The organism is Lacrimispora struthionigena, assembly GCF_048627165.1.
Lineage (GTDB): Bacteria > Bacillota > Clostridia > Lachnospirales > Lachnospiraceae > Lacrimispora.
The window spans coordinates 2,817,501-2,844,345 of sequence record NZ_JBMBWP010000002.1; the positions used below are offsets into that span (position 1 = coordinate 2,817,501).

At 36.0% G+C, this 26,845-nt stretch carries 22 protein-coding genes, 3 tRNA genes, 1 rRNA gene and 2 pseudogenes (1 of these 28 running past the window's edge); 23 read left to right on the forward strand and 5 right to left on the reverse strand.

All coding sequences use genetic code 11. The features are described from left to right. The 4 genes from ACOAOT_RS22165 to ACOAOT_RS22180 form a co-directional block, all read left to right on the forward strand. Nucleotides 1–2,459, forward strand: a 23S ribosomal RNA gene (locus ACOAOT_RS22165); it begins 433 nt to the left of the window's first position. 92 nt (nt 2,460–2,551) lie between these two features. Further along, a tRNA-Asn gene (locus tag ACOAOT_RS22170) sits at nt 2,552–2,624 on the forward strand. A gap of 48 nt (nt 2,625–2,672) precedes the next feature. Further along, a tRNA-Glu gene (locus ACOAOT_RS22175) sits at nt 2,673–2,744 on the forward strand. Nucleotides 2,745–2,777: 33 nt separating this feature from the next. Beyond that, nucleotides 2,778–2,848 (forward strand) — tRNA-Cys (locus tag ACOAOT_RS22180). A 112-nt stretch (nt 2,849–2,960) separates the two neighbouring features. Here the strand turns inward: ACOAOT_RS22180 and ACOAOT_RS22185 are convergent. Then, on the reverse strand, nt 2,961–4,067 hold the full coding sequence (locus ACOAOT_RS22185) for a tyrosine-type recombinase/integrase (RefSeq protein ID WP_420218926.1): 1,107 nt from the start codon (nt 4,065–4,067) through the stop codon (nt 2,961–2,963). Nucleotides 4,068–4,372: 305 nt separating this feature from the next. On the opposite strand from ACOAOT_RS22185, the gene ACOAOT_RS22190 reads away from it, so the two are divergent. Beyond that, the gene (locus tag ACOAOT_RS22190; protein WP_420218927.1) at nt 4,373–4,636 is read left to right on the forward strand and encodes a hypothetical protein; all 264 of its coding nucleotides are present in this window, start codon (nt 4,373–4,375) and stop codon (nt 4,634–4,636) included. A 425-nt stretch (nt 4,637–5,061) separates the two neighbouring features. On the opposite strand, the gene ACOAOT_RS22195 is transcribed toward ACOAOT_RS22190, so the two are convergent. Next, nucleotides 5,062–6,267 (reverse strand): ATP-binding protein, encoded by a 1,206-nt coding sequence (locus tag ACOAOT_RS22195; protein WP_420218928.1) that lies wholly within the window; start codon nt 6,265–6,267, stop codon nt 5,062–5,064. A 902-nt stretch (nt 6,268–7,169) separates the two neighbouring features. Between ACOAOT_RS22195 and ACOAOT_RS22200 the strand changes: the two are divergent. The 3 genes and pseudogenes from ACOAOT_RS22200 to ACOAOT_RS22210 all read left to right on the forward strand — a co-directional run bounded on the left by ACOAOT_RS22200 (nt 7,170) and on the right by ACOAOT_RS22210 (nt 9,441). After that, nucleotides 7,170–7,577: pseudogene (locus tag ACOAOT_RS22200) on the forward strand (DUF4865 family protein). Between the two features lie 545 nt (nt 7,578–8,122). Beyond that, on the forward strand, nt 8,123–8,983 hold the full coding sequence (locus ACOAOT_RS22205) for a ParA family protein (protein WP_420218929.1): 861 nt from the start codon (nt 8,123–8,125) through the stop codon (nt 8,981–8,983). 2 nt (nt 8,984–8,985) lie between these two features. After that, nucleotides 8,986–9,441 carry a hypothetical protein gene (locus ACOAOT_RS22210; RefSeq protein WP_420218930.1) on the forward strand — a complete coding sequence of 152 codons (456 nt, stop codon included), beginning with the start codon at nt 8,986–8,988 and terminating at the stop codon, nt 9,439–9,441. Between the two features lie 413 nt (nt 9,442–9,854). Here the strand turns inward: ACOAOT_RS22210 and ACOAOT_RS22215 are convergent, their stop codons facing one another. After that, nucleotides 9,855–11,105 carry a tyrosine-type recombinase/integrase gene (locus ACOAOT_RS22215; protein ID WP_420218932.1) on the reverse strand — a complete coding sequence of 417 codons (1,251 nt, stop codon included), beginning with the start codon at nt 11,103–11,105 and terminating at the stop codon, nt 9,855–9,857. A gap of 189 nt (nt 11,106–11,294) precedes the next feature. On the opposite strand from ACOAOT_RS22215, the gene ACOAOT_RS22220 reads away from it, so the two are divergent. Then, the gene (locus ACOAOT_RS22220) at nt 11,295–12,842 is read left to right on the forward strand and encodes a hypothetical protein (RefSeq protein ID WP_420218933.1); all 1,548 of its coding nucleotides are present in this window, start codon (nt 11,295–11,297) and stop codon (nt 12,840–12,842) included. A gap of 95 nt (nt 12,843–12,937) precedes the next feature. On the opposite strand, the gene ACOAOT_RS22225 is transcribed toward ACOAOT_RS22220, so the two are convergent. Further along, a complete protein-coding gene (locus ACOAOT_RS22225; RefSeq protein ID WP_420218934.1) occupies nt 12,938–15,097 on the reverse strand; it encodes a hypothetical protein in 2,160 nt (719 codons plus the stop codon). Nucleotides 15,098–16,150: 1,053 nt separating this feature from the next. After that, on the reverse strand, nt 16,151–16,486 hold the full coding sequence (locus ACOAOT_RS22230; RefSeq protein ID WP_420218935.1) for a helix-turn-helix domain-containing protein: 336 nt from the start codon (nt 16,484–16,486) through the stop codon (nt 16,151–16,153). Nucleotides 16,487–16,621: 135 nt separating this feature from the next. Between ACOAOT_RS22230 and ACOAOT_RS22235 the strand changes: the two genes are divergently transcribed. The 14 genes and pseudogenes from ACOAOT_RS22235 to ACOAOT_RS22300 all read left to right on the forward strand — a co-directional run bounded on the left by ACOAOT_RS22235 (nt 16,622) and on the right by ACOAOT_RS22300 (nt 26,787). Next, nucleotides 16,622–16,942 (forward strand): hypothetical protein, encoded by a 321-nt coding sequence (locus tag ACOAOT_RS22235; protein WP_420218936.1) that lies wholly within the window; start codon nt 16,622–16,624, stop codon nt 16,940–16,942. A gap of 271 nt (nt 16,943–17,213) precedes the next feature. Then, nucleotides 17,214–18,431, forward strand: coding sequence for a hypothetical protein (locus tag ACOAOT_RS22240; RefSeq protein WP_420218937.1), 1,218 nt, complete (start codon nt 17,214–17,216; stop codon nt 18,429–18,431). A gap of 249 nt (nt 18,432–18,680) precedes the next feature. Further along, entirely contained in the window at nt 18,681–19,613 is a 933-nt protein-coding gene (locus ACOAOT_RS22245) for a DUF932 domain-containing protein (protein ID WP_420218938.1), read from the forward strand. 76 nt (nt 19,614–19,689) lie between these two features. Then, nucleotides 19,690–20,061, forward strand: coding sequence for a hypothetical protein (locus tag ACOAOT_RS22250; RefSeq protein ID WP_420218939.1), 372 nt, complete (start codon nt 19,690–19,692; stop codon nt 20,059–20,061). A gap of 69 nt (nt 20,062–20,130) precedes the next feature. Next, the gene (locus tag ACOAOT_RS22255) at nt 20,131–20,652 is read left to right on the forward strand and encodes a JAB domain-containing protein (RefSeq protein ID WP_420218940.1); all 522 of its coding nucleotides are present in this window, start codon (nt 20,131–20,133) and stop codon (nt 20,650–20,652) included. Further along, on the forward strand, nt 20,649–20,900 hold the full coding sequence (locus ACOAOT_RS22260; protein ID WP_420218942.1) for a hypothetical protein: 252 nt from the start codon (nt 20,649–20,651) through the stop codon (nt 20,898–20,900). Before ACOAOT_RS22255 ends, ACOAOT_RS22260 begins: the two co-directional genes overlap by 4 nt. An 85-nt stretch (nt 20,901–20,985) precedes the next feature. Beyond that, nucleotides 20,986–21,402: a nucleotidyltransferase family protein gene (locus tag ACOAOT_RS22265; protein ID WP_420218943.1), complete on the forward strand. Its 417-nt coding sequence runs from the start codon at nt 20,986–20,988 to the stop codon at nt 21,400–21,402. 315 nt (nt 21,403–21,717) lie between these two features. Beyond that, the gene (locus ACOAOT_RS22270) at nt 21,718–22,107 is read left to right on the forward strand and encodes a hypothetical protein (RefSeq protein ID WP_420218944.1); all 390 of its coding nucleotides are present in this window, start codon (nt 21,718–21,720) and stop codon (nt 22,105–22,107) included. A gap of 248 nt (nt 22,108–22,355) precedes the next feature. Continuing rightward, nucleotides 22,356–23,201 carry a MerR family transcriptional regulator gene (locus ACOAOT_RS22275; RefSeq protein ID WP_420218945.1) on the forward strand — a complete coding sequence of 282 codons (846 nt, stop codon included), beginning with the start codon at nt 22,356–22,358 and terminating at the stop codon, nt 23,199–23,201. A gap of 188 nt (nt 23,202–23,389) precedes the next feature. Continuing rightward, nucleotides 23,390–23,575 (forward strand): annotated as a pseudogene (locus tag ACOAOT_RS22280) (JAB domain-containing protein); the annotation flags it as partial. A gap of 148 nt (nt 23,576–23,723) precedes the next feature. Then, entirely contained in the window at nt 23,724–24,062 is a 339-nt protein-coding gene (locus ACOAOT_RS22285; protein WP_054741259.1) for a nucleotidyltransferase domain-containing protein, read from the forward strand. Nucleotides 24,063–24,410: 348 nt separating this feature from the next. Then, a complete protein-coding gene (locus ACOAOT_RS22290) occupies nt 24,411–25,340 on the forward strand; it encodes a YqaJ viral recombinase family nuclease (RefSeq protein WP_420218946.1) in 930 nt (309 codons plus the stop codon). 141 nt (nt 25,341–25,481) lie between these two features. Further along, nucleotides 25,482–25,703 carry a hypothetical protein gene (locus ACOAOT_RS22295; RefSeq protein ID WP_420218947.1) on the forward strand — a complete coding sequence of 74 codons (222 nt, stop codon included), beginning with the start codon at nt 25,482–25,484 and terminating at the stop codon, nt 25,701–25,703. A gap of 274 nt (nt 25,704–25,977) precedes the next feature. Beyond that, nucleotides 25,978–26,787 carry a recombinase RecT gene (locus ACOAOT_RS22300; RefSeq protein WP_420218948.1) on the forward strand — a complete coding sequence of 270 codons (810 nt, stop codon included), beginning with the start codon at nt 25,978–25,980 and terminating at the stop codon, nt 26,785–26,787. The last annotated feature ends 58 nt before the right edge of the window (nt 26,788–26,845 follow it).

Sequence of the window (26,845 nt, forward strand, 5' to 3'; positions counted from 1 at the left end):
GGAATTCGGGGGGACCACCCCCCAAGGCTAAATACTACTTAGTGACCGATAGCGCATAGTACTGTGAAGGAAAGGTGAAAAGGACCCCGGGAGGGGAGTGAAAGAGAACCTGAAACCTTGTGTTTACAAGCTGTGGAACCACGTTTAAAGTGGAACCGCGTACTTTTTGTAGAACGGTCCGGCGAGTTACCGTTACTGGCAAGGTTAAGCACTGAATGTGCGGAGCCGAAGGGAAACCAAGTCTTAATAGGGCGTTAAGTCAGTAAAGGTAGACCCGAAACCGGGTGATCTACCCATGTCCAGGTTGAAGCTGCCGTAAAAGGCGGTGGAGGACCGAACGCACATCCGTTGAAAAGGGTGGCGATGAGGTGTGGGTAGGGGAGAAATTCCAATCGAACCCGGAGATAGCTGGTTCTCCTCGAAATAGCTTTAGGGCTAGCCTCGTATTAGTCTGCCGGAGGTAGAGCACTGAATTTCCTAGGGGGCGTCAAAGCTTACCAAAGAATATCAAACTCCGAATGCCGGTCAGATGATGTACGGGAGTCAGACTGCACGAGATAAGTTGGGCAGTCAAAAGGGAAAGAGCCCAGACCACCAGCTAAGGTCCCAAAGTGCGTGTTAAGTGGAAAAGGATGTGAGATTTCAGAGACAACTAGGATGTTGGCTTAGAAGCAGCCACACATTCAAAGAGTGCGTAATAGCTCACTAGTCGAGAGGTCTTGCGCCGAAAATGTCCGGGGCTAAAACACGACACCGAAGCTGTGGAATGTATCGTATGATACATTGGTAGAGGAGCATTCTTAATGCGCAGAAGCATTACCGTAAGGAGATGTGGAGCGTTAAGAAGAGAGAATGCCGGAATGAGTAGCGAGATGGAAGTGAGAATCTTCCAGGCCGAATATCTAAGGTTTCCAGAGTAAAGCTGATCTGCTCTGGGTAAGTCGGGACCTAAGGCGAGGTCGAAAGACGTAGTCGATGGACAACAGGTTGAAATTCCTGTACCGCATATTATCAGAACTGTGGGGACACAGAACCGAGAGAGAACCCGGGAATGAAAAGACCGGGGCAAGCATTGGACTGGCTAAGATGGAAAATCCGCTTAGCAACAGGAAGGTGTGACGCGTACCGAACAAAAGTAGGGAAGTCTCTGTAGGGGCTGTCAAGAAAAGCCGCTATTGTGTAATATGTGCCCGTACCGTAAACCGACACAGGTGGATGAGGAGAGAATCCTAAGGCCGGCGGGAGAAGCATTGTTAAGGAACTCGGCAAAATGACCCCGTAACTTCGGGATAAGGGGTGCCTGAGAAATCAGGCCGCAGAGAATAGGCTCAAGCAACTGTTTAGCAAAAACACAGGTCTATGCAAAACCGAAAGGTGAGGTATATGGGCTGACGCCTGCCCGGTGCTGGAAGGTTACGAGGAGGGGTTAGCGGCAACGCGAAGCTCTGAATTTAAGCCCCAGTAAACGGCGGCCGTAACTATAACGGTCCTAAGGTAGCGAAATTCCTTGTCGGGTAAGTTCCGACCCGCACGAAAGGCGTAATGATTTGAGCGCTGTCTCGACAATGCACCCGGTGAAATTGAAATACCAGTGAAGATGCTGGTTACCTGCGCCAGGACGGAAAGACCCCATGGAGCTTTACTCCAGCTTGATACTGGGATTCGGTGCTGCATGTACAGGATAGGTGGGAGGCAATGAAGATAGGACGCCAGTCTTATCAGAGCCGATGTTGGGATACCACCCTTGCGGTATTGGATTTCTAACCTGCAGCCATAACCTGGCTGGGGGACAATGTCAGGCGGGGAGTTTGACTGGGGCGGTCGCCTCCGAAAGAGTATCGGAGGCGCTCAAAGGTTCCCTCAGAATGGTCGGAAACCATTCGAAGAGTGCAAAGGCATAAGGGAGCTTGACTGCGACACCGACGGGTGGAGCAGGTAGGAAACTAGGACTTAGTGATCCGGTGGTATAAAGTGGGATTGCCATCGCTCAACGGATAAAAGCTACCCTGGGGATAACAGGCTTATCACTCCCAAGAGTTCACATCGACGGAGTGGTTTGGCACCTCGATGTCGGCTCATCGCATCCTGGGGCTGTAGTAGGTCCCAAGGGTTGGGCTGTTCGCCCATTAAAGCGGTACGCGAGCTGGGTTCAGAACGTCGTGAGACAGTTCGGTCCCTATCCGGCGTGGGCGTAGGATATTTGAGAGGAGCTGTCCTTAGTACGAGAGGACCGGGATGGACTGACCTCTGGTGTATCTGTTGGTGATCAACACCATGGCAGAGTAGCCAAGTCGGGAAGGGATAAACGCTGAAGGCATCTAAGCGTGAAGCCCCCCTCAAGATGAGATATCCCATCGCAAGAGTAAGACCCCTTGAAGACGACGAGGTAGATAGGGCAGAGGTGGAAGCATGGTAACATGTGCAGCTGACTGTCACTAATAGGTCGAGGGCTTAACCAGGTTGGTTTAGGTAAGAGGAAGAACGGATGAATGATATATAACAATGTGTGGTTTTGAGGGTATATGCCTCAAGGATTGCAGCAATGCAATATTCCTCGATAGCTCAGTCGGTAGAGCAAACGGCTGTTAACCGTTGGGTCGTAGGTTCAAGTCCTACTCGGGGAGTTCGTGATACTCAGCTAGATAGACTATGAGGAAACGAAATTTAAGTAAGGCCCCATGGTCAAGCGGTTAAGACATCGCCCTTTCACGGCGGTAACACGAGTTCGAATCTCGTTGGGGTCACTGAATGTAAGTAGTTCAGTTTTATAATTTAATGGCGACATAGCCAAGTGGTAAGGCGTGGGTCTGCAACACCCTGATCACCAGTTCAAATCTGGTTGTCGCCTCTATAATTAAAGCCTCAGAAACCTGATAAAATAAGGGTTTCTGGGGTTTTTACTTTGTGTATTTGGTGTTTGCGCTTGTTTGCGTGGGCATTTTTGGTACTTTTGAGGGCTGTTAATCCAGGATTGCCCTCATTTTTGATGCTGTTTCTTCCTGGGAAGTAATGTTGCGGAGATAGTGGTGGGTCATGGTGAGGTTGGTGTGACCCAGGAGCTTCTGGAGTTCCGTGTCTTCCATTCCGTTTTTGTACATGATGGAAGCGGTGGAGAAACGGAGTTTGTGGGAGGAGCGGTATTCTATGCCTAATTCTTCACAGCATTTCTTTAAGCGGCGGTTAAAGGTTACAGTTGCCAGAGGTTGGTCGTTGCGGATGAAGATGTATTCGCTGTCCGGATTCAACGTTCGAATTTGTAAAAGTATTTCTTTGGCCTTTGGTGTTAATGGCATGTAACGCTTCCCCTCGCCAGCATGGCCTTTTATATCGTCGATTATCTCATTTCTGTCATCTACAAAGCGCTGGACATGTAGGGAATCTCCTGAAATGTCATCCCATCTTAACCCTTTCAATTCGCCTATGCGCAGAATGAGATAAAAATCCAGCTTTATTGCTAATGAATAAAAATCATTGCCCAAGTGATTTATAATTTGTAGACGTTCTTCCTCGGTGTATGGGGTGATTTTAGTATTTTCTGCCTTATAGCTGAATTGTTTATAGTTGATATCTCGAAGACAATTTCGCTCTATAATATCGTTTTCTACTGCAAGATACAGGATTCCATTCATAATACTTTTTAGGTCATTAAAACGCTTTCTCGTAATCTGCCGACCTTTTGTTATATTCCGAAAATAGATAATCAGATCCTTTGCTGACAGATCCTTTAAGGGAATTAAAGTGATATCCTGATCCTTCAATAAAGAAGTCCACATAAAGCGGTTTTCTTTGATTGTCTTTTTACTTACACTTGTCTCATTCTCTCTCCACTCCATCCAGGTTTCAAAGTATGTGCCCATGGTGGCAGCATTATCCCCAAAGAAATAATTATATAGCTTATCAATTAATCCTTCGTAGGAGTTGCTACTTATTGATTTTCTGTTGATGATAAAATACATTCGTCCATCATCAGGCCGGGTTTTGATTTTTGATAATTCACAAACTCTTTTTAACTGCTTTTCTTTTGTTTTTATATTTATAATAATTATGGGTGCCGGTGAAATTATCATAGCACCGCGCTTTAAAATGTGCAATCCGCTTTTTATAAGTAAAAATAAATATTTGGTAAAGAGTCTTTGCTTAATAACTGTTTACATTGTAAAATTTGTGCATTTTAAAGCAAATTAGTTGCTCATCTTACAGAAGGTCTTGATAAAGGATACAAGGAGTTTAGAAATGGAGAGACAAGATACGGGTATGATATTTATGATTCGACTATTACGTTATATTATCCTGAAGGATATAGATTCACCTATAATCCGCGTACAGATGATTTTGCTATTTTTTATGGGTACACGAAGATGAGTATTTGGAGATGAAAGAAAAATATGCTGGTCTGGATGAGTTGATCAAAATTCTTCAGTCACAGCCTAAGCATGAAGGCGCTTTGGGATTTATGGGAATGATGATTGCTGGAATAGGGCTTATAACTTATTTTTATCCTGATATGTTTTACGCTATTCGTTCAAGACGAAAGTTTTATATTCCCTCTGAGAGAGAATATCCAGTCATAAAAAATATGTCTATACTTTTTGTTATAGCTAACTTTATTTTACTGATTTTATATATGATTGGTTAATTCCTTTGAAAAAGGAGCTAATATCAGACCGTATTCAATACAGGTTCTTGTCGCAATATCATTGATCAAAAATTAGTACCAGCTGGTTCGTAAAGAGAAATGTCGGTCAAAATGTCGGTTAAGGAGTCTGTCAAGAGAAAGTGGTTTTACACGAGTTGATTAGGAAACTGATAGATGAGAATAATGAAGTTAAAAAACAGCGTTGATTTAAAAAAAATTCCTTGTGAAATTGTTGGAAAGATATTTCAGGGTAAATGACTCAGTTCATGACGTAGAATTACGGGAAGCATATTATTACCTATTTCACAGCAATGTTCTAAATATATTTTTTATGTCAAGAAAAATGGTTAATAATGCATTTTTCTTGACATAAAAATTTAAAACTTATAGAGTGTTGTTTTTTTATATTTTTAAATGGTAAAGTCTTATCGAAGAAGCCAATCCAGAACATTAATTTGCTTGATTCCATTATGGGAAGTAAGTGGGGTAAAATCCATAGTTAAAAGATATTTTGGATTGTGATCCCTTATAGCATCTAATGGGGATAGCTCACGCTCCAGTGTGGAGCCGCCGGCGTCGATTACGGTGTAAGCTACCTGATAATATTCTTCTCCTTGACTTCCAAATGCAATAAAGTCGACTTCTGCCTGATTAACTTTACCTACATGAACCTCGAAGCCTCGCCGCAGTAATTCCAAATAAACAATATTCTCAAGAATATGTCCGACATCTGCTCGTTTGGTACCTAAGAGATAATATCTTAAGCCAATGTCTGATAAATAGTATTTAGCCCCTGTAGCAAGATGCTGTTTCCCTTTTACATCATATCGGTTTGCTTTGTACAAAATGAAGCTGTCAACTAATGCAGTCAGATATGTTTCAATAGTATGGACTGATATTTTACGGCCTGCAGAAGTCATGGTATTGCTTATTTTTGTGTAAGAGCATAAGTTTCCAATATTATTGAACATATAGCGGATCACGTTATCCAGCATATTTACATCTGAAATACGGCAACGGGCAACAATGTCTTTCAATACAACGGAGGTGTAAACACCTTCCAGATAAGAACGGATTTCCTGTCTGCTGTTTAGATTCAGAATATAGGGAAAAGAACCGTTTTGGATATAGTTTTGGTATTTTATAATCAAGTCTGTTTTATCGTCAAAAGCAGACAAGTATTCTTTAAAGGAAAGTGGGAGCATTTTTATTTCTACATACCGACCTGAAAGTAAGGTTGCTAGTTCGCCTGAAAGCAGAAAGGCATTTGATCCAGTGATATACACATCGCAATTTTTTATAATAAATAAACCAACCACTGCTTTTTGGAACTCAGGAACATTTTGTACCTCATCGATGAAGATATAATTCATATGGTCCGGTGCCAACTGCTGTTTGATCAACTGGTATAGCTGCATGTAGTCTTTTATATCATGGTAATCGGGGCCCTCTAAGTTCAAGCGTATAATCTGGTTTTCTGACACGCCATTTTGCATTAAATAGCTGCAGTATAAATCAAACAGGGTTGATTTTCCACAGCGTCGAATACCAGTCACTACTTTAATCAACTGTTTTTCGCGAAAGTTGATTAGCTGGTTTATATATTCGGGGCGTTCTATGGTTTCTTGCATGCTCAATACCTCCAATCTACTAAATTGTATATCATAAATTGCAGAGAATAACAAGTTTGTGAAATACATTGCACAAAAAATAAAAAAATATATAAAATGTGTAGTTAAAATTTTGTACAGGTTTTAAATATGTACTCGTAGTATTGATTTTGCTGTATCTTTTATATTTACGTAGATTCACATATCTGGGTAATGGAGAAAATGTATCATAAGAGACTTTAGGCATACAAGAAGATTGGTTATTAAATTTGTCTGACTCTGATGGGTAAAAATCAGAGTACAAATGCGATATATGACTATGAATCCTATGGGGCAACCTATGAAAGAGATATTTTTATTGGTGTAATAGCTTTTCTAAACTATTTTTTTCTTTTTTACTTCTACAGTATCCGTAAACAGAAAGACTGGTAGGTGTAAGAGAGGAGAGGGCTTCCAGACGGTGGTTTTCTTTAATCAGCGTCTCCGGAAGCAGAGCAAGTGCTCTTTTGATAAAAGTAGTGATATCATTAAGTCCCGAGTATCTACCTCGATTATTGATATTTTATTTTCTTCCTGGTTTAAGAGTTGAAGGGTTAAGATACGAAGGGGACAGAGTTTATCCCAGTTTACAATTACTGGTAAATTTTCAGGTGAAGTGAAATCGAAACTGGAAGATCCGGTCCATATGAGGGACACTGAGTTTCGAATTTCAAAGACTCCTTTTTCAGGAATAAGTCTGGTATGAGTAATGATTGCTTCATAGGTCTGATTGTTAAACTACCGGTTTAATTTTTTAATAGGATCTGTATGCATCGTATACTGGCTGTTTATTTCATATAGCTGGGGAAAGTACAAGCGGGAAAGAAGTTGCGTAGAACCAATATGAATATCTGTATTTTCTGACTGAAATTCCTGGTATAGAAATTCAAGAAAAAGGGGTTGATGGTTTTGAACATGTCTATGCACCTCTGTATTTATGGGAGCAGGAAGAGAGCATAAATAAGTTCCTGTTTGTAGGGCTTTATGACCATATTATAGAATCCTTTGGTTGGCAGCATGTCAATATCGGAATTCCATTATTTACGGATTATTGAGTTAATTTCTTGAATTCACGCTATGTATTGGAAAAGACAGGAAATATTGAGCCAGAATTGTCTTTAGGTAATATGCAGGATACAATCAAAAGAGTTGCAGAGGAGGAAAGGGAGATTACAGGACAGGTCTGTATTTATAATCCGGATAAATGGAGATATAGTTTGTTTTCATTCCGGAAAGAACGCCCTCAATATCTAGGAAATCAGAGTATTTATCAGATCCTTCATATCTCATAAGGTGGAAGTATTAGAGAGGAAATATTAAAAAAGGATTAATTAGACATAACAAATGTTTTCATTAAAACTTTAAGTAAATAAAAAAACTACAATTAAATGACAGTTCTCTTAATATCAGGCATTGTTTATTTATTATATAATGTACTGGCAATTCTAACGGATTTAAATAAGATGCTTTGCTGCTTATGGATTTTCTTTATATAATAAAATTCTTATTTTCAACATCAAGTCTAGATTTAATATTCGTTAAATCGAAGATTCTTTTTAATTGTTTTTTTTTAGTCTTATATTCATGGTATATAAGTAAGTATGCCGGTGAACCTATCATATAATTTGTCTTTTTAATAGGCGAATTGCAATATGGATATAAAGTAGAATAATGGCTGAAAAAAGGGTTACCTTTTTCTACTTCCTCTTATAGATTTTGAGGTAGTTTTATGATGTACAGCCAAATTGACCCGATCCTGTTGAAATAATCTTGTCTTTCATAATAATTACCTGTATAATACTTTATATATTAAAATTTTATACAGGGGGATAAAGTTATGGGTTATAAAGTATTTTTTGGAAACTACAAAGGTGGTGTGGGAAAAACAACCAGTACATATAATATAGCTGTTGAACTAGCAAAAAATTTTAATAAAAAAATTCTTCTTATTGACCTTGATCCACAATCATCATTAAGCGAGGTATGCATGACGGCGTTTGGAATGCAGTTGGATGAATTGGACAGAAGTGAAACGTTAAATTTTATTTATATGGTATACATGCAAGCGAAAAAAATTGGGAATATTAATTTTACTGTAAATAGTGCTGATATAATTAAAACAGCTAATTCTATTGACTTTATACCTAATAGTCTATTCTCCAAACTGGGTGGTTTAGATAAAATAAGTATGGAAATAGGTAAGAGCATAGAGAACTTGTTAGTTTTACGTGATTTCATAGAAGAAAATAGCCTAAATGAAAAGTATGATTTTATATTCTTTGATTGCCCTCCAAGTAATAATGTAATAACCCAAAGTGCTTTTTTATATTCTGATTATTATATTATACCAACTATAATGGATCCTTTGAGTTCAAAGGGAGTTAAGCATTACATTTCTGTCATAAAAAATATATACAAAAGTTACTGTGAGGATAGTGAGTTTGCAGATGTCTTATCACTTCTTTTTGGAAAGCAACCTCAATTAATTGGTATATTTGAAACTATGCGCAAAGGGAATACGAATACAACTGCACATAGAAATTCTATGAAATCAGCTGGTTATTTATTTAAAGCTGAAATCAAAGACAGAAGAGATGTAGCTGATACAATGGGTAATGGTGATGAGACAAATTATTATGAGTATATTCATCTGGCAAGAGAATTTTTAGAGCGTGTTAAAGAATTGGAGGATAAGTAATTATGGATAGGTTACAAGCAGTAAAAGTTTTAGAGAAATATAAAGGAGTTAGCCGCCTTCTTGGTTTACAAGAAGATGAATCAGTTTTAGATGATTTAGTGAATTTTATCACAGAGAATTATACTAAGTCATTTACCAGTGATAATGATATGAAAAAAAGCAAATTTGGTGATAAAGATTTCCAAGCTATCACAGCAAATGATGATATAGATTTATCAATTTACGATATTGATGAGCAGATATTATTGAATAGAGAAAACCTTTGGGATTTCTGGTATTCGCTTGATGATGACAAGAAGAATAAGTTTACGATTTTTGAATTAAATATTATTTTATATTTTATTTCAAATCAGTATAACAAATACCAGAAGAAGGACAAGAAAAGAATAATATCAATAATTAACAATGTGGTTAAAGATAAAAGAATGGATAATTCCTATAGTAATATCATAGTTTAGAAAAATGCATATTCATAGCTATTTCTTTATATTGAAGATCGGTGGTACATTCTCATTCTGACATTGTTGTTTGTTTTTGATATGCTGAAAGTATTAAATCAGAGACAATGGAAAACTTATGTTAACGCAGAATTCAGATATATCATTTGCAGATATTTAAGATGAGTGGCTTAGTACTTCAAGATTATCTTTTAAGGTTAATTATATATATGCTGGGAGACTTAACATAGGTTCGGTTCATGGCAATTTGACCCAGGATAGACTGTTTTTGGGTAGGTGTAATGGAAGGGCTGGATCTGCGACTTATCATGCTCTGCATGACAAGCCTCTGTGGTTTTATTAGCCATATAATAAATATATTGTGTTTTGTATTGTAAGATTATGGGAGAAATCCCAAATTGGAGTGAGGACTATTAGCCGAGAATAGTCCTCATTTTTTCAGCTGTATTATCGATTTCAATAATACTTTTTAAGTAATGGTGACTCATAATTAATGTAGAATGACCTAGCAGCTTTTGAAGCTCTGTATCTTTTACACCATTTTTATACATAATGGATGCCGTTGAAAATCTTAATTTATGAGAAGATCGATATTCAATGCCAAGCTCATCACAACACTTTTTTAAATGGCGATTAAAAGTACATGTAGATAGTGGCTGTCCATTTCGAATAAAGATATAATCACTGTCAGGGTTCAGTCGCCTTACAATATCTAGGATTTCTTTTGCTGTTGGTGTAAGAGGCATCAATCGTTTGCCTTCTTTGGCATGCCCCTTAATATCTTCAACAATTTGATTATCATTATCTACAAATCGTTGGATACGGATATAGTCATTGCAAATGTCACTCCATTTTAACCCTTTAAGTTCTCCGATACGCAATACCAGATGAAAATCAAACTTTATAGCGAGAGAATAAAAATCCTCATCGTCTAAGTGATTAATAATAAGCAGGCGTTCTTCCTCCGTATAAGGTTTTATGACTGTATTCTCCGATTTATATGCAAATTGTCTGTAGTTAATATCCTGCAGGCAGTTATGTTCAATGATCCCCCTTTCAACACAGAGATATAGCATAGAATTCATTATGCTTTTTAAATCATTAAAACGTTTTCGGGTCAACTCCCGGTCCTTTGTAATTCTGCGGAAGTAATTTATGTAATCTTGAACCTTTATGCTTGATAAAGGTATCTTAGTAATGTCATCATCCTTAAGAAGGGCATTCCAGAGGAAATAATTCTCTTTGATGGTTTTCTTTGATACGCTTGTCTCTTCATCACGCCATTTCTGCCAATCAGGAAAGAAGGTCTCAAGTGTGGTTTGCTTTAATCCAAAAAAGTATTCATAAAGCTTATCAATTAAACCAACATAGCTGTTGCTGGTTATTGGCTTACGTTTTATGATGAGATAGATCCTGCCATCATCAGATCGTATTTTGATTTTGGACAAATCGCATACATTTGCAACCTTTTCTTCTTTATCTGAAAAATTTACAATTAATCTAGCACGTGTTGCGGTTGATAACGATCCACTATGACCGCTCATTTGAATTAATTGGCTAATGGCTACATCACCTGCATTGGTAATAGGCTCTGACGGACTGGCAGTCAGACTCATTACAATTGCTTCATTCTGTTCTTTAAATTTGTTTACTTTACTGGACAATCCGTCTTCACCTCCTTCTTAGCTATTATATATAATTAAAAATAATAACTTTTTATTATGGAGTTTAAAAATATTTAACTAAGCATCTTTATAAAGAAATATAACATAATTTTTTTTACATAAGTTGTGATAAAAATGCTTGATTTTCCTTTATAAATCTCACATAATTAAAAAAAGGAGGTAGTTTTGATGGATTGTACTGATATTAAAAGCATATTTGAAAGAGATGTTACTGAATATACATGGTATTGTTTTTGCTGGCATAATTCTGCCTGGATGGATTTGAGCGAATATTGTAATATAGCAAAAAATAATAACCATCTATTGCGTACATATTTAAGTAAATGGGATTATTTTAATGAGAGAAATAATCTATGTCGTATGATAAAAAATATAGAAAATGATGATTCAGGGATACCAAAAAATAAAAAACTTCTTGATGAATATAAATCAAAATTAATGAAAATAAATGCAATACAGTTTACTTTTAATGCATTTTCTATAAATGTAAGTTCATTTAATAAGCAATTATTTAAAAAGTATAATGTACAAAAGAAAAAGAAGGGGAAGCGAATTTTATTAAATGATATTTTACAAGAGAAAAATAATTCTACAAGTTCTGAATATATAGGCATATCAGTTAGTAATGCTATTCCTGCAAAGATATACGATAAAGTACTATCATTGAATTATATACTAAAGATCCCACTGGATAAAAAAGTTAAAGATGATACAGTTACTAATTGGTTAAAATGGCTTATATTTGAAAGTCCTGATTTATCTGATGTGGAGGAAGTATTATATTTTTGGATAATTGATTACATTTTTAAAATTAGTTTAGTAATAGATATATCAAAATCATATAACACTATACTTGCCTTAATTAAAAAAGATGAATCTTTGAATAAGATACAGAAAGAAAGTTTTATCAAAGATATAAATGATAACGAAGAATATATTCTAAAACAGTTTACTAAATTTGCTCAATTACCATTTGGAAGAACTGTAGAATATTACGCTCAATATGAAGCTAAGAAGCTGTTTGAGGATTTAAAATCAGAGTATTTGAAATCAACCATACAAAAGATAGAAATATCTAATATTACGGGTGACATATTTTTAAACTTTAGTAATGAAATAGACGGAATAATTGATTATATTAAAAACTCTTATGAAGCAAGTGATATTAAAATAACTAACGAAGTAGGATTTGATACACTGAGTACTCTTGAGAAAATTTTAAAACAAATTGACATAGTCTATAATTCAATTATACACAGCCATGTTAATCACAATAAGATAATTAATAGTAATGATGTGAGGATTGCTATAGGTAAACTTGAGTCGGAAGTTATAAAAGAACTTAATTCAGTATCTATAATAAAAGATCAATTAATAAAAGAGATAGAAAACTTAAAAACTGAAATACTAAATAATGTTGATTTTTGCCAAAAAACACATAACCCAACAAATAAATTATATGATATTTTTAATAAAAGTAAGAAGGCTTGTTGTAATATTATTTTTAGTATGCACTCAATGGAATTAGCTATAGGGTTAAAAGAAATAATGAATAAAAATTACAATGATGAGTCAATATTATTGAAAGAAAAAGTACAAAACTACTTCGGCATATCAGTAAAAAATGAAAAATTATTAGAAAAAAATGATGTAAAAATCTTTACTTATTTATATAATTATATTAATAAATGGGGGTTGTTTATGCCAATCATTTAGCTTGGTATAATATTATTAAAGTAGGGATAATCTATTTAAGAGCCGGAGATGAATTTGATATTTTAAATCCACTTTCTGGCTCTCTTCTGTAAATATTATCTCTCTTCAAAGAATTTTTTGTGAAGATAATAGTACCTTGTTGTTGAACTACAGATTTGTTTATTAAGTTTATGCGTAAATCGTTTTTTCTCTCCTTCCAGTTTAGACAGTATAAAGTGGGCTCCGTCAAGTATATTACTGAGACCTTTGATTGAATTACAATAAAAGTTTTGATCTTTATTTCTAAAGTATGTTTTTAGTATTCTCAATAGTGTATCAGGATATATAATATAATAATCCTCAAGGATTAGTATACCATTTTGTGTAAAACCATTAAGATTATCAGGATAATATCTACATAGCTCCCCTGTAATTACCGCATTTTTTATAGCTTCCATGATCCTTTCAGGTATGGTTTCTGTTTTTAGATTCTCATCATTAAGGAGTAGAACGGAGTGTACAATGTTATACATTTCGTCCTTTATGTTATTCATAAGATTTCTATCCATTATGGAGAGATTAGATATATAATCTATAAAAATGTCAATAACAGTTTCATAGATTGCCTTGTATTCCTGGAACCTGGGCGTGTAGTATAGGTTATTGTATTTATCCCGTTTTTCTGTGACTGTTATATTTATATACGATATCACCTCCTGTACATTTGGTGTTATATAATTAATAAAATGGTACAGAGCCGTAGAGACAATGTATGGGGACTGTTGGTATCGTGTTAAGAGATCCGTATTAATATCGGACCTTTTTAAATCAAGTTGAATCAGTCTGGCCAGAGAAGATTGCATACCATCTAACATTTCTCCAGTTATAATAACACTTGATTTAACCGGATAGGCTGCATCTTTTGTATCAGGACTATATGCTGTCATTCTATGCTTAACTACTCTATCTCCTACAGCACGAATTACCTGTTCTAGCTTATTTAATAGCGTACTCATCTCTGCTTTATTTAACTTAGGAGCCAGATCGTCAAGGATAATGGCAGCATCCGAAATTTCCGATAGTTTTTCTTCAATACCGCAGGCTGTAGATGAAAAACTTAACGTAGGACTACTAAGATCGTTACGATCGTATACTTTTGTAAACATTAAGGCTAGGGTAGTTTTCATACTCTGAGTTTGTCCTAGAATAAAAATACCTTTTTTGTTAGGGTAACCAGCTAATTCAAATAAAGTATTCATGCATCCTAATAATGTTTCAAGCATAAGGATACATGGAACGGTGTGATTATTGGTTATTTTAAGCATATTCACGTATTTTAAAACAGCATCAGCCTCTATCATATCTTTATCATATAAAAATAAGTTTTTACTACTTCCCGTAATAGGTATATCAAAGCCTATGGCGCCTTTATCTGTTAAGTAAACCAGTTGACCATTATCCAAACGAGTCCATCCATTTGTTTCATAGTGATAAAGTTTTGGATAGTTCTCTTTGGTAATTAATTTCTGGAGATACTGTCTAACTTTTGCACCACAACCCTGCTCTATTTGCGCCTTTGCATGAGATCCTTTAGTTATCCAGGTTAATTTTTCTAGAAGACTGTCTTCAATACTGGCGGAGAATGTACCTTTAGTAGTTTGTATATTGATTTTATAAATGGAATGCGTATTACGATTTCCTTGTGTATTCGCTTTTCCATATACAATCAGTTGCTGTATTATTTCTAATGAAAAGTTAGCAATAATACTTTTATCCATTATATTATTCTCGTCATAGTAAATATAATACAAGTTTTCATTTTCAAAAATAAAGTAAGGAGAGTTACTTTTGGGTTTCCTTGTTATAAAAACCGCATTTGTATTGATATCTGTTATATTTGAGTTATCCTCTTTATTTCGGCTTTGTAAATTTAATAATAACTTTTCAGGACAGTTAACATTATCAATATTTAAAGACATACGGCATGCTGCATCATATAAATTCTGTATCACTTGATTAGTTTTTTTGATTTCTAGATATTCATCTACGTAATCTTGTGATAGACTATTACCATTGTCGTCATAAAATGTGACTGGTTCTATGCTTATTGCTTGAACTGCCGGCTTATCAGTCTCTATTATAGCAGATATGTAACTGTCACATGGCACGAGTGCGTGAGGCAAATTTGAATGTTGTGGGTTGTCTTCAAATTCCTCTTTTGCTTTTTTTGTCTGTTGAGAAAAACGATAAAAAATTTTTTCAAATTGTGATTCCATAAACATCCTCCTCGTATTTTTTATTTAGGTATCTTACTTACAGACTCTCCGATTTAAAAAAACGATCTGTAGTTGTAAAAGGATTGTACCTTATTTCATTTAAAGAAGGTTGTGATAAAACACTAATTTTTTATGGATAATTTATCACTATATTTTTGCAAAACACTGATTTTGATTATTAAGCAGTAATGACATCAAGATATAACTGTGTATGCTTGATTAGATTTGCTAATGGCTCCATGGGTTCACGTAGCAGATTTAACTTTAGATTGGCTAAATACCACCACTTGAAGATTGATTAAGCTGCCAGGCTTAGTAAAGAATCAATCACGTAAATAGAAGGAGCTCAAAAACGTACTTGTATAGCCACTAATGCAAAATATGTGGTTTCCGTAATTTGCCTGTATTTTAAACTAGACGGATAGCTAAGCACTTACCTTTAATAGGTGTAGATATCCTGAAGTTAAATATATAGACTGCGCAAATTAAGGACTGAATATTCCCACCGTGAATACCCCTGTTGTCCATACTATGTAAACTGCATTTAGGAATCTATTTAATACATGTTTAGACATTGCTGAGTTATATTTTACGACCCAAAAATCCCTAAGACCCACATATAATAGTAGTGGTTAAATGCTTGTATAATCTATATTTATATAGTGTGGGTATTTGGGTTTTATGGGTTTAAGTTTTAAAGAAAGATGTATTTAGGCAGATTAATATATTTAGCAAGAAGCTATTTTAATCTAGTATGAATATACGTTTGAGTAGTGCGCATCTTTCGGATGAATATTCCGGCAATGATTACCGGTTTCCTAAAGCAAGAATATTCATTCGGAGTTACTGTATACCCATTTCCAATTAAATAGAGCATGTTTTCCGTAAAGAGTGCATTTTCACATTGGAATACTCATAGTATTAGGAAAGTATAATATGAAGGTCAAATCCCGTATTTTAAAGGGACTGTCATAAAATCAATGTCGAAGTGTATAAGCATTGATTTTAGACAGTCCCTTTCGTGAATAAAGGATGATTTTTAACATGTGACTATCAAAGACGATCAGCAACAAGAGCAAGAGCCTTGATCGTTTTTATATATTTTTCATATTGAGTAGAACCACTTTTTTTGGCTTCATATAAAATATTAAGTAGTACCTCATCAGAGTTTAAGGTACTATCGCTTAAGAGATAGTCAGCGCTAGTAGAAAACGCGTTGCAAATAGAAGAAAAGGTCTCTAAAGACATAATTTTAATTCCTCGTTCTATATTACTATAAAACGAGGGAGAAATTCCGCAACGTTCTGCAGCAGCTTCTTGAGAAAGTCCTAATTCTTCCCTGCATTTTCTGATTTTTTTACCTATTTCACAATAATCAAGTTCTTTCAAGAGCCACCTCCATAAAATTTAATTTTATTGTACAAAGAGGAAAACAAAAAGACGATATTCCAAAAGAATAAATATTGCCCATAAGAATTATGTGAGGTATAATAAATAGAAATACAACAAAGGAGAAAAGGTATTATGCAGTGGATTAATGAATCAAAAATTGTTTATAATGAAAAAGATTTAAAGGATGCAGTAAAGGAAAGATATGCGGATATAAGAGTAAGAGGTACATATGCACAAAAGGCATATGAAAAATTTAGTAAAGATTCAAAAATACAAACATTGTCAAAGGTTGCTTTATTTGGAGGATTACTTTTTTGGCCTTTATTTATAGCTGGATTAGCTGGGAGTGCAATTTCTGTAGATTTTTCAAGGTATACAATGACTTCAATAACGAGTACTGAAATCATTTTGAAACTTATGGAAAAATATAAAAAGAATAAATTTAAAAGATAAAAGTTGACTATAAGTAATACTAAATCATAAAATAAACAGTTCGTAATATAGACACCTCAAGCTTAGATACCAAGGTGTCTTTATGTTCCCAAACTAAAGGTTAATTTACTAAATTATATTTATTAATTATGAAATACGTATCTTATATGTAATTTAAAGAGGAATTATATACTACCCGTTTTATAAAAAGTACAAAAATACAATTATATATTATAGCTTTGATGATAAGGAGAAAAAGTCATCTAAAAATTACAATATAAAGGAGAAGAAGATGAACGAAGGAAAAAGGGATGTAACAAACAATGGTGAGAAAGCAGAAAAAACGGAGAGTACAGGATCAGCAAGAGAGGAGCAGCCGGGTGGGCAATCGGAGCATGGTAAAAACGTTTCTAAATTGGAACAGAAAATTATGGATATAAATCTGGAGGAAGCAGATAAAAAGATGGATGATTTTTTTGGCAAAGTCTCAGACTTCATCGGAAAAATATTTAGAGTTGATTTTAATACAGCAGAAGGAAAAAAGAAAGCAAAACAAAGGTTAGGAATTATATTTAGCGCGATAGCCACTATATTTCTTGGCTTATATTTAAATGGAAATCTTACTAATGAAGGGAAAGAATATGTAAATATGATTAAGACTGGATCTATAGATGCTTATGATAAAGTAACATATGATGAATCATTTGAAATGATCTTTAAGAATACAAAGTGGGAATATATTGGAGAGGATGATAATAAAAATCCGGTTGTTGAGTTTAATGGTACAAGTATAAATAATAATCTGCCTGTATGTATCCAATTTGGTATTAATGTAAATGATAAGACATTTGTACCGGTATATATGGATATCAATGGGAAGGTAATAAACTTTTCTCAAGCTCAAAATGAAATACTTGGCATATTCGAATATGTATATGCACAAAAGGGATTTCAGACTCAGAAGTCTTACAACAGCAATGAGGGAGGATTTGAAGGGCTCTACGATCAGATTTTCAGTGGGGTGGAAGAAGCCATGGTAGATTCCTATGTAAATGCAGCTAACAATAATAGCGAGCAGGTAAAGGTTCCAGAAACCATTACTCAGACAGAACCAGAGACCAAAGAATATGTTCCTAATGGTACATACACAGATGCATATAATTTTGCTGCATTTGATGAAACCAATCGATCTGCATGGTATTCATATGATGCAGACTGTTTTATGAGTGCATATGTGAGTGAAGGTGATCCGATTATTGAATTTTCGAATAGCGTCACAGATGATCATTCAACAGTGATTTATTACGCATTGCCAGTAAGTATGCAATTAAAAGATAATGGTGGTTTTGAATATTTAGGTGAAGTGCATGAAGCAGATAGCAAGGATTTTGTTGGGGATATTCATGTTGTTTGGGAATCTGGAATGGACTATAACAAGCCTTATGTGGAGATAAAAAATGGTAATAATAATTTCCGCCATTCCATTGATGGTGTCTATGAGATTCAATAAGAGATTAAAATAAACATTTTTCAATTAGATATTATAACCATGAGAATTGCATATTTCAGGAGGTAAACTTCATGTACAAAGAAATTCTCTCAGCAATCCTAAAGGTTATTGTATCAATTATTGACAGTCTGATTCAAGATGAATGACCAGTAGGAAAGACCCCTCAGGCACAAAAAGCCTGGGGGATTTTTACGTTCCTAAGCCATAGGGAACAGGAAATAATTAATTTATCATAAGGAGGAATGGATAATGGCAGCAGAAGTAGAAAACATGTTTTACACAAGGGAGAAGCCCTGGCACGGACTTGGAACAATGGTACAGGAAGCGCCGACGTCAGCGGATGCTCTGATATTAGCAGGGCTAGACTGGAGCGTCATTCAGAAACCAATTCAAACGGTAGAAGGGTATCCTATTCCGGGATTCCGGGCCAATATTCGAGATTTTGATAATAAGATTCTTGGCGTAGTGACAAACCGTTATAAGGTGGTTCAGAACCGTGATGCATTTGCTTTCACAGATGAATTATTAGGCGAAGGGGTCACATATGAAACAGCTGGAAGTCTGCAGGAGGGACGGCGCACCTGGATGCTGGCAAAACTGCCACACCGATATATCATTTCTGGCGATGAGATTATACCATATCTTGTTTTAATGAACAGTCATGACGGGTCTGGCTCCATAAAAGCTGCAATGACACCAATCCGTGTTGTCTGCAATAATACGTTAAATCTTGCTTTATCTACGGCAAAGCGTTTCTGGTCTACAAACCATACGGGTGACATTGGTGGCAAGTTGGAGGAGGCCCGGTATACATTACTCTATGCAGATAAATATATGGGAGAGCTGGGCAAGACAATTGATCATCTGCAGAAGGTAAAGCTTTCGGAGCGCCAGGTCTATGAATATATTGATTCCCTATTCCCATTGTTTGACAATCCTACGGAACAGCAAAAAAAGAATCTGTTACGGCTAAAGGATGATCTAAAGCAGAGATATTTTGACGCACCGGATTTAAGTCATATAGGTAAGAATGGATATCGTTTTATTAATGCTGTATCTGATTTTGCCACTCACTCTAAACCTTTGAGGGAAAGTGCAAATTACAAGGAAAGTCTGTTTGCACGTACAATTGATGGAAATGCCATGATTGACAGGGCGTATGATTTGGTGAGGAGTGCTTAGTTATAGGAGCAGTGGGAGCATCTGTGACAGTGATCTGTTACAGAGAGCTCCTGTTTTTTATATAAGGAGGAAAGGAATGGTTGTAGAAAATGAACAGGATTTAGGTAAGGCAATTGATAACCAGGAAGATAACATAAAAGTGAAAGGAAAGTTAGCACCAAGAATTAAAAGGATCTGGTATATGGATCGGCTGATCTGGTGCTTATGCCTTACCTGTCTGGCAGTTGCAATAACAGCAATACTTGCAGTACCTGCTACATGTGGGATATCAACAGCACTTACAATGTTGGCTGGATCACCCGCTGCAGTTTTTATGGGGACACCCGCAGCCACTACTGCAGTACTTACAGCGGCAGCAGGAAGCGGTATTGCAACTTTGAAACGTCTTCGTTATGGATATAGGCTAGAGACTATAAACAATGAGTATGTAGTATTGCGAAGGAGGTAATAGAATCTGGTTATATATAGCGAAGGAAATATTGAAACCATATAGTTGAAAATTAAGGAGGGAAATTACATGGATAAAAAAAGTCAGGATGAAGTACTAAGAGAAGTAATGAAGCGTCCGGTTTTAAAAAAGAAGGTAGGTATCATCCGCCTTCAGATGGTAAGAGAGAGCCGATCGTTGTATGGAATGAAACGTTTTTCGGAGCCTAAAGAAGCTGTAGAAACGGTAATGCCTTTGCTTGAAATGGCAGATAGGGAAATAGTCCTTGTTATGTCACTTAATATTAAGCTGGAACCTATAGCTGTGGAGATTGTGGCAGTGGGAGCTTTAAATACCTGTTACGTTGATGGCCGTGATATATTCAAACATGCAGTTCTTAGTAATGCAGCATTTATCACCTGTTTTCACAACCACCCTTCTGGTACACCGGAACCAAGTGTCCAGGATAAGCAAATAACGCGCCGACTGGAGAAGGCGGGAGGGATTTTGGGAATTCCATTAATTGATCATATTATTATTGGAGAATATGGATTTTATAGCTTTCGAGAACATGGGTATATTCAATCAATAATTCCAAATGATGTTGCATGAAATACGTTATGGATATTAAAAATCAGGATTGGCCCAATTTAAAAATGTGTAGAGATTATCCTATTTTGCAAAAATCATTTACGATAAAGGAGATGGATCTATATGAAAGGCAATTAAAAGAATATATCGATATGGATGAAATTAAGGATACGTACTTATCTGATGTCCCACGAATTGTATGCTGGTATGAAGGGCTTATCAATACGGAAATGTTACTAATGGAAATGAAAGACTATGTTTTTCTATGAAATGATTCTGTTTTAGAATTGAAGTATGTGCATTGCTTGGATATAATAAAAGTAAGTGAAAATCTGTGAAGGGAGAAATATGTAAATGTCTGTTTCAGAAAGATTGAAAGTAGTAGAAGATTTTGCAGCTGCTATAAGACAAAAGTATCCACAGACAGATCGGTATAATGTCCTGATATTTGGCAGCTTTCTTACGGAACGCTATACAGATGAATCTGACATAGACATAGGTATTTTCTCTATGATACCCGGACTTACCTTTCGCCTATACTCCTTTACAAAAGATTATTTTGATCAATTACATATTGACAGTGATGTAGTACGTATGAAACTGTCTGAATTTCAATATATTAATATTTCCATTGTGACGGGACAGAAATTTGCTGTAACGGATTATTGCCCTGAAATGTTAATTGATTATACAAAAAAGATGATTACACGCTATGGAGATAATCCTCAAGAGATGATTGTGAAACAGATGCGTCAGGAGGCGCCATTCTAGAAAATTAATTGATGAAGTTGCCGCTTTTGCTGACAGAAATGAGATTGTCCATGTATATGAGAATTTTAAAGGAAACATGGAAGCTGTACTGGAAAGTGTTAAGAACTACAGGGATGAGAATTAAATAATCATATTTTATGGAGTTATTGCGAGAAAGAAAATATCTTGCAAAAGTAGTAGAAAATAATAGTTATATAGATAGGAAGTATCTTGTTTAAACACGGTTCTTTCTGAGCTTTGGGTATAAACGATTAAAAGCAGATTCCTTATGAAGCACTTCTGACATCATTGTGTTTTCTTAATGCAGTAGAGCCAATGAGAATAGCAAAAATAAAATTGAGCTCGATTGATGTGGAGAGAAATATCATCCATATGAAAGCAATTCCAGATATTTATCTTATGCCAATTGAAATAGTTTTACTTAAAGAGTACCTTTTGCAAAGAGTGGATTTTCCAAACCAGGAAACAAATAGTCACTTATTTATTAGAAGAAATAGAGGTGATTACATTCCTGATAAGCCAGTAACGAAAACATTTATTACGAAATCTGTACAGTTATTTAGCGGATTTGGGCCACAAACATTAAGGATTACCTGTCTTCAGGAGATGGCAGCAATGAATGGTCCAAATTTCTTAAGGGAAGCATATGGAATATCAGCAACACATGCTGGCAGGTATGGTTCTTATGAAGAATATTTGGTCTAAGAGTCATTGAATGATATACGATTGAAATAGGGAGATTATCTTGGGGTGGAAAAACTTGTTCGATTACTAAAATTGATGGAAGTATACTTACCTTCTTCGAATAACTCAGATTGAAATTTGTAACGCAGATAATTTATATAATCTACAAAAAATTGAAAATATCTATTGACTCTTGGGTCACCCAAGGGAGTAAGCTATTTATTGACGGCAGGGGTGCACACCTGTAAAGTCTGTTAGGAGATGATATTATGTTCAAAATTGGTGAGTTTTCAAAGCTTTGCGGCTTATCGGTTGACACTCTTTACCATTATGAAAAACTTAAAATTCTTGTACCAATGACAGTTGATAAACTCACTGGTTATCGTTATTATGATGCTTCGCAGATGATGACTGTTAATAAAATATTAGCATTAAAGGACGCTGGGTTCGTATTGGAAGAAATTGATAATATAATGAATGGTGATGTTTCTGTTCCGATGCTAATTGAAATGCTCGAGAGTAAAGCAGTTTTTCTTGAGACCACTTTGTCCAATGAATACAACAGACTTGAACGTCTCCATACCAATATATTTTTAATAAAGAATGGAGGCATTTCACAGATGAATGAAGTAAGTATAAAAAAGGTTGAACCAATTCTTGTTGCATCAATACGCAAGGTTTTTGACAAAGAGGAATTCAATGAAAACTTAGAAAAAATGTGGACGAGTGTAAATGAGTACATTGATAAAAAAGGGGTAAAGCGAACAATTCCATGCCTTATGCTTTACAACTCAGGCTGGTGGGATTTACGGCAATTGAATGTCATGTATGATGAAAAAAACCTTGATGTTGAGGTAGCTGAACCAATTACAAAATCCTTTGAGGGCAATAAAGAAGTACATGTTTATGAACTTCCGAGAGTAGAAAAAATGGCGTGTATTGTTCACAACGGTCCATTTTCAACTATTGGTAAAACAATTGATACCCTCTTTGAATGGCTGAAGAACAATAACTATGTTGCTGATGGCGCAGTCAGAGAAATCTACCATAAAGGTGAATGGGCTACAGATAATCCAGATGAGTATATAACTGAACTCCAGATACCTATAAAGTAACGAACAGTATAATCTGTAGAGTAATACCTGTCAGTATGTAGAGTTAATGATATATCAATTTAAATGAAATAATAAAAGACAGACTAGCTAATATAGTAGTCTGTTTTTTTGTGTCAAAAAAGGGGGTGATCCAATTTGGAAACAGTAATGTTAATAAATTAACTGAACTTGTCGCAATAGAACATGAACATTTCCACCCTTCCGGAGAGCCGAAGCCAAGTCGGGAAGATTCTCATATCACAGGTCGGATCAAGGAAGCTGGGGTATTGCTGGGAATCGAATTGCTTGACCATATTGTGATTGGCTCAGAGGGCAGATATGTAAGCTTTCGGGAAGAAGGGATTGAGCCTTTTGGGATTGGGGGTGCGGCATGAATGTAGAGAAACACATTTTATTAGCTTTTATTTTGTATGATATATCCTCTAAAAGAGTTGTAAGCAGTTAACTGTCAGGGTATAATAGGAAGAGAAATGTTTTGTATGCTTCAATGATTTCATATTATCTAAGAGAGAATGTGGTGTTATGCCTGATCAGATGCAGAACTTACTTTTACAGTATGTAAAAGAGGTACAGAGAATATATGGAAGAGAGTTAAAATCAGTTATTTTGTATGGCTCCTATGCCCGTGGTGATTTTCATGCAAGTTCGGACATCGATATTATGATTCTGGTGAATGCCGATGAGAGTGTCATAAAGGAGAAAGGCCGTATGCTCTCGGATATCACATTTGACTTTAATTTGGATCATGATATGCTGATTATGCCAATCGTAAAAAATATCAGCCATTTTCAGTATTGGTTACAGGCAGATCCCTTTTATCAAAATATAAAAAAAGAAGGGATTGAACTGTATGTTGCATAATAAAACAAACTGGCTTTTAAAAGACATAAAGATACAATCGCATATTTTAATAAGGAATATGTAAAAACAGAAAAATTCCCCAGGGTGCTTGGAAGATAGATCAGCAGATCACAGGAAATTCGCCATGCCAGTGATTATGATGAGTTTTATATCGCATCAAGATAAGAAGCTCAGGAGCAAATAGATGCAGCGGAATCATTTTTGAATGCGGTAGAACAATATTCGAAAAGTTAAGATATGATATGGATTAGGGAGTACAGTTCATGTACTCTCTATAATTTTGGGCAAATTGGGTAAGGGAAGCTTTGTTGCATGATAATTAACGCCCGAAGAAAGGAAGATGTCATAATGAAAAAATTAATTTCAACAAACGGCTTATCTCATGAAGGTTGGCTGAAATACAGAAAACAGGGAATTGGCGGCTCTGATGCAGGTGCAATCTGCGGCCTTAATCCCTATGTCAGCCCTATGAGTGTTTTCTATGAAAAAACAAGATTAGAAGTAGAAGATTATGATAATGAATCCATGAGACAGGGGCGGGATTTGGAGGAATATGTTGCCCGGCGTTTTATGGAAGAGACAGGCTTAAAAGTAAGGCGGTCTAATGCCATGTATCAGAATGAAGAATATCCGTTTATGCTGGCAAATGTTGACCGCCTTATTTCAGGGGAAAATATGGGGCTTGAATGCAAAACTGCCAGTCCCTATAATGCAGATAAATGGATCGGAGATTCTGTTCCTGCCCATTATGAAATCCAATGTCATCATTATATGGCGGTGACCGGGGCGAAGGCCTGGTATCTGGCTGTAGTAATATTGGGAAGGGAATTTAAGTATAAGAAGATTGAACGTGATGAGGAGTTGATTCAAAATCTGATTGCCATAGAAAAAGAATTCTGGGAGGGGCATGTTTTGCCAGGAAATATGCCCCTCCCAGATGGCAGTGATATTTCAAATGAGGTTATTAACCGGTATTTTCCAACGGCTCTTAAAAAGACGATTCCACTTCCGTCCCATTTAAATGAGCAGTTAAAAAGAAGGGAAGAAATCATTCTTTTGGCAAAGAAATTGACACAGGAGCAGAATCAGATTGAACAGCAGCTTAAGCTTTATATGGGCGAATACGAAATGGCATTTAATGAGCACTATAAAGTTTCCTGGAGCAATGTGGATACGGTACGCATTGACAGTAAGCGGTTAAAAGAGGAACGACCGGATCTTTACCGGAACTTTGCCAAGAGCAGCCAATCGAGGCGATTTACGGTCAGAGCTGCGTAATTGCTTGAAGTTTAAAGTTGTAGAGGCTCAAGTTTAGCATTTAACATGATGCTTGTTTTGCTCAATGAATAAATGCAAATTGTACATGTATCGTTATCACGTTATAATAATGTAATAAAATCATGACGAGGAGGACGCACAGTGGAAGCAACCAGATCTTCATCTGATTTACAAAATAAGTATTTGGAGATATCAGCCTTAACGCGGGAATCCCAAGAACCAGTTTTTACTACGGTAAATGGTCGAGAGGATACCGTTTTGATGAGCCATGTCCAGTATGAAAAAATAAAACTGAACTGGAATTGTGGAAAATATTGGCGGAAGCTCAGGCTGATGTGGATAACGAGAGCACTACTCCCATAAAGGATATATTTTCGGATATCCTAAAAAATCTTTTAGTTAGGAAATCTCATGACCTGTAATCAAATAAGAATATAAAGATGGACAGTCAGGCAAATGATTTGGGTTTTTATAAGATGGAAGAGCGGAATCAAACAGAATTCTATATTCAGTCGTTGATTCCAGACGTAATTATGCTAATTAATATTTTGAGTGTTGATGAGAGGGATCGTCTTGCTGGATGCAGGATGGTCCTTTTTTAAATGATTTAATAAACTAAAATGAAAGGAATGAGAAAATGTCAGATGTAAAGCAGGAATTAGAAAAGAGGGCAGCAGGCGGCGGAGGTCAAAGTCAATTCGTCAGGCTGACAAAAAATATGACAATTGTTGATATGGTTAAGGCCCTTGAACCGGAAATTAAACGGGCGCTTCCCAGTATTCTTACGCCAGAACGATTTACGCGTATGGCATTGTCTGCAATAAACAATACTCCTAAGCTGGGAGAATGTACTCCTATGAGCTTTATTGCAGCTTTGATGAATGCGGCTCAGCTAGGGCTGGAGCCAAATACGCCTCTGGGACAGGCATATTTAATTCCATATAAAAGCAAAGGGGTATTGGAGTGTCAGTTTCAGCTGGGGTATCGAGGACTGATTGATCTGGCATATCGCAATGATAGAATGCAGAGTATTGAGGCACAGGTGGTCTATGAAAATGATGAATTTTCTTATGAGTTGGGACTTCATCCGTCGTTGACTCATCGGCCATCTTTTGATGAGCCGGGAGAGATCCGGGCTTTCTATGCAATTTTCCGGCTGGATAACGGTGGGTTTCGCTTTGAAGTTATGAGCAAAAGCTATGTAGATGCTTATGCCACTCGCTATTCCAAGGCTTTTACCTCGGATTTCAGTCCATGGAAAAGTAATTATGAGGGGATGGCGAAAAAGACGGTGATTAAGCAGCTGTTAAAATATGCACCCATTAAGTCAGATTTTCAAAAAGCAATAACCTTGGATGAAACGGTGAAAACCCAGCTTTCTATTGATATGAGCGAGATCCGGAATGAGTGTTTGCCGGAAACATTGGAAAGCGGTGAGGTGGAATAAAAAAGAGAATTCGGAGTAATGGATACATTAAAAAAAAGGCACTGGCTAAATGTTTGTG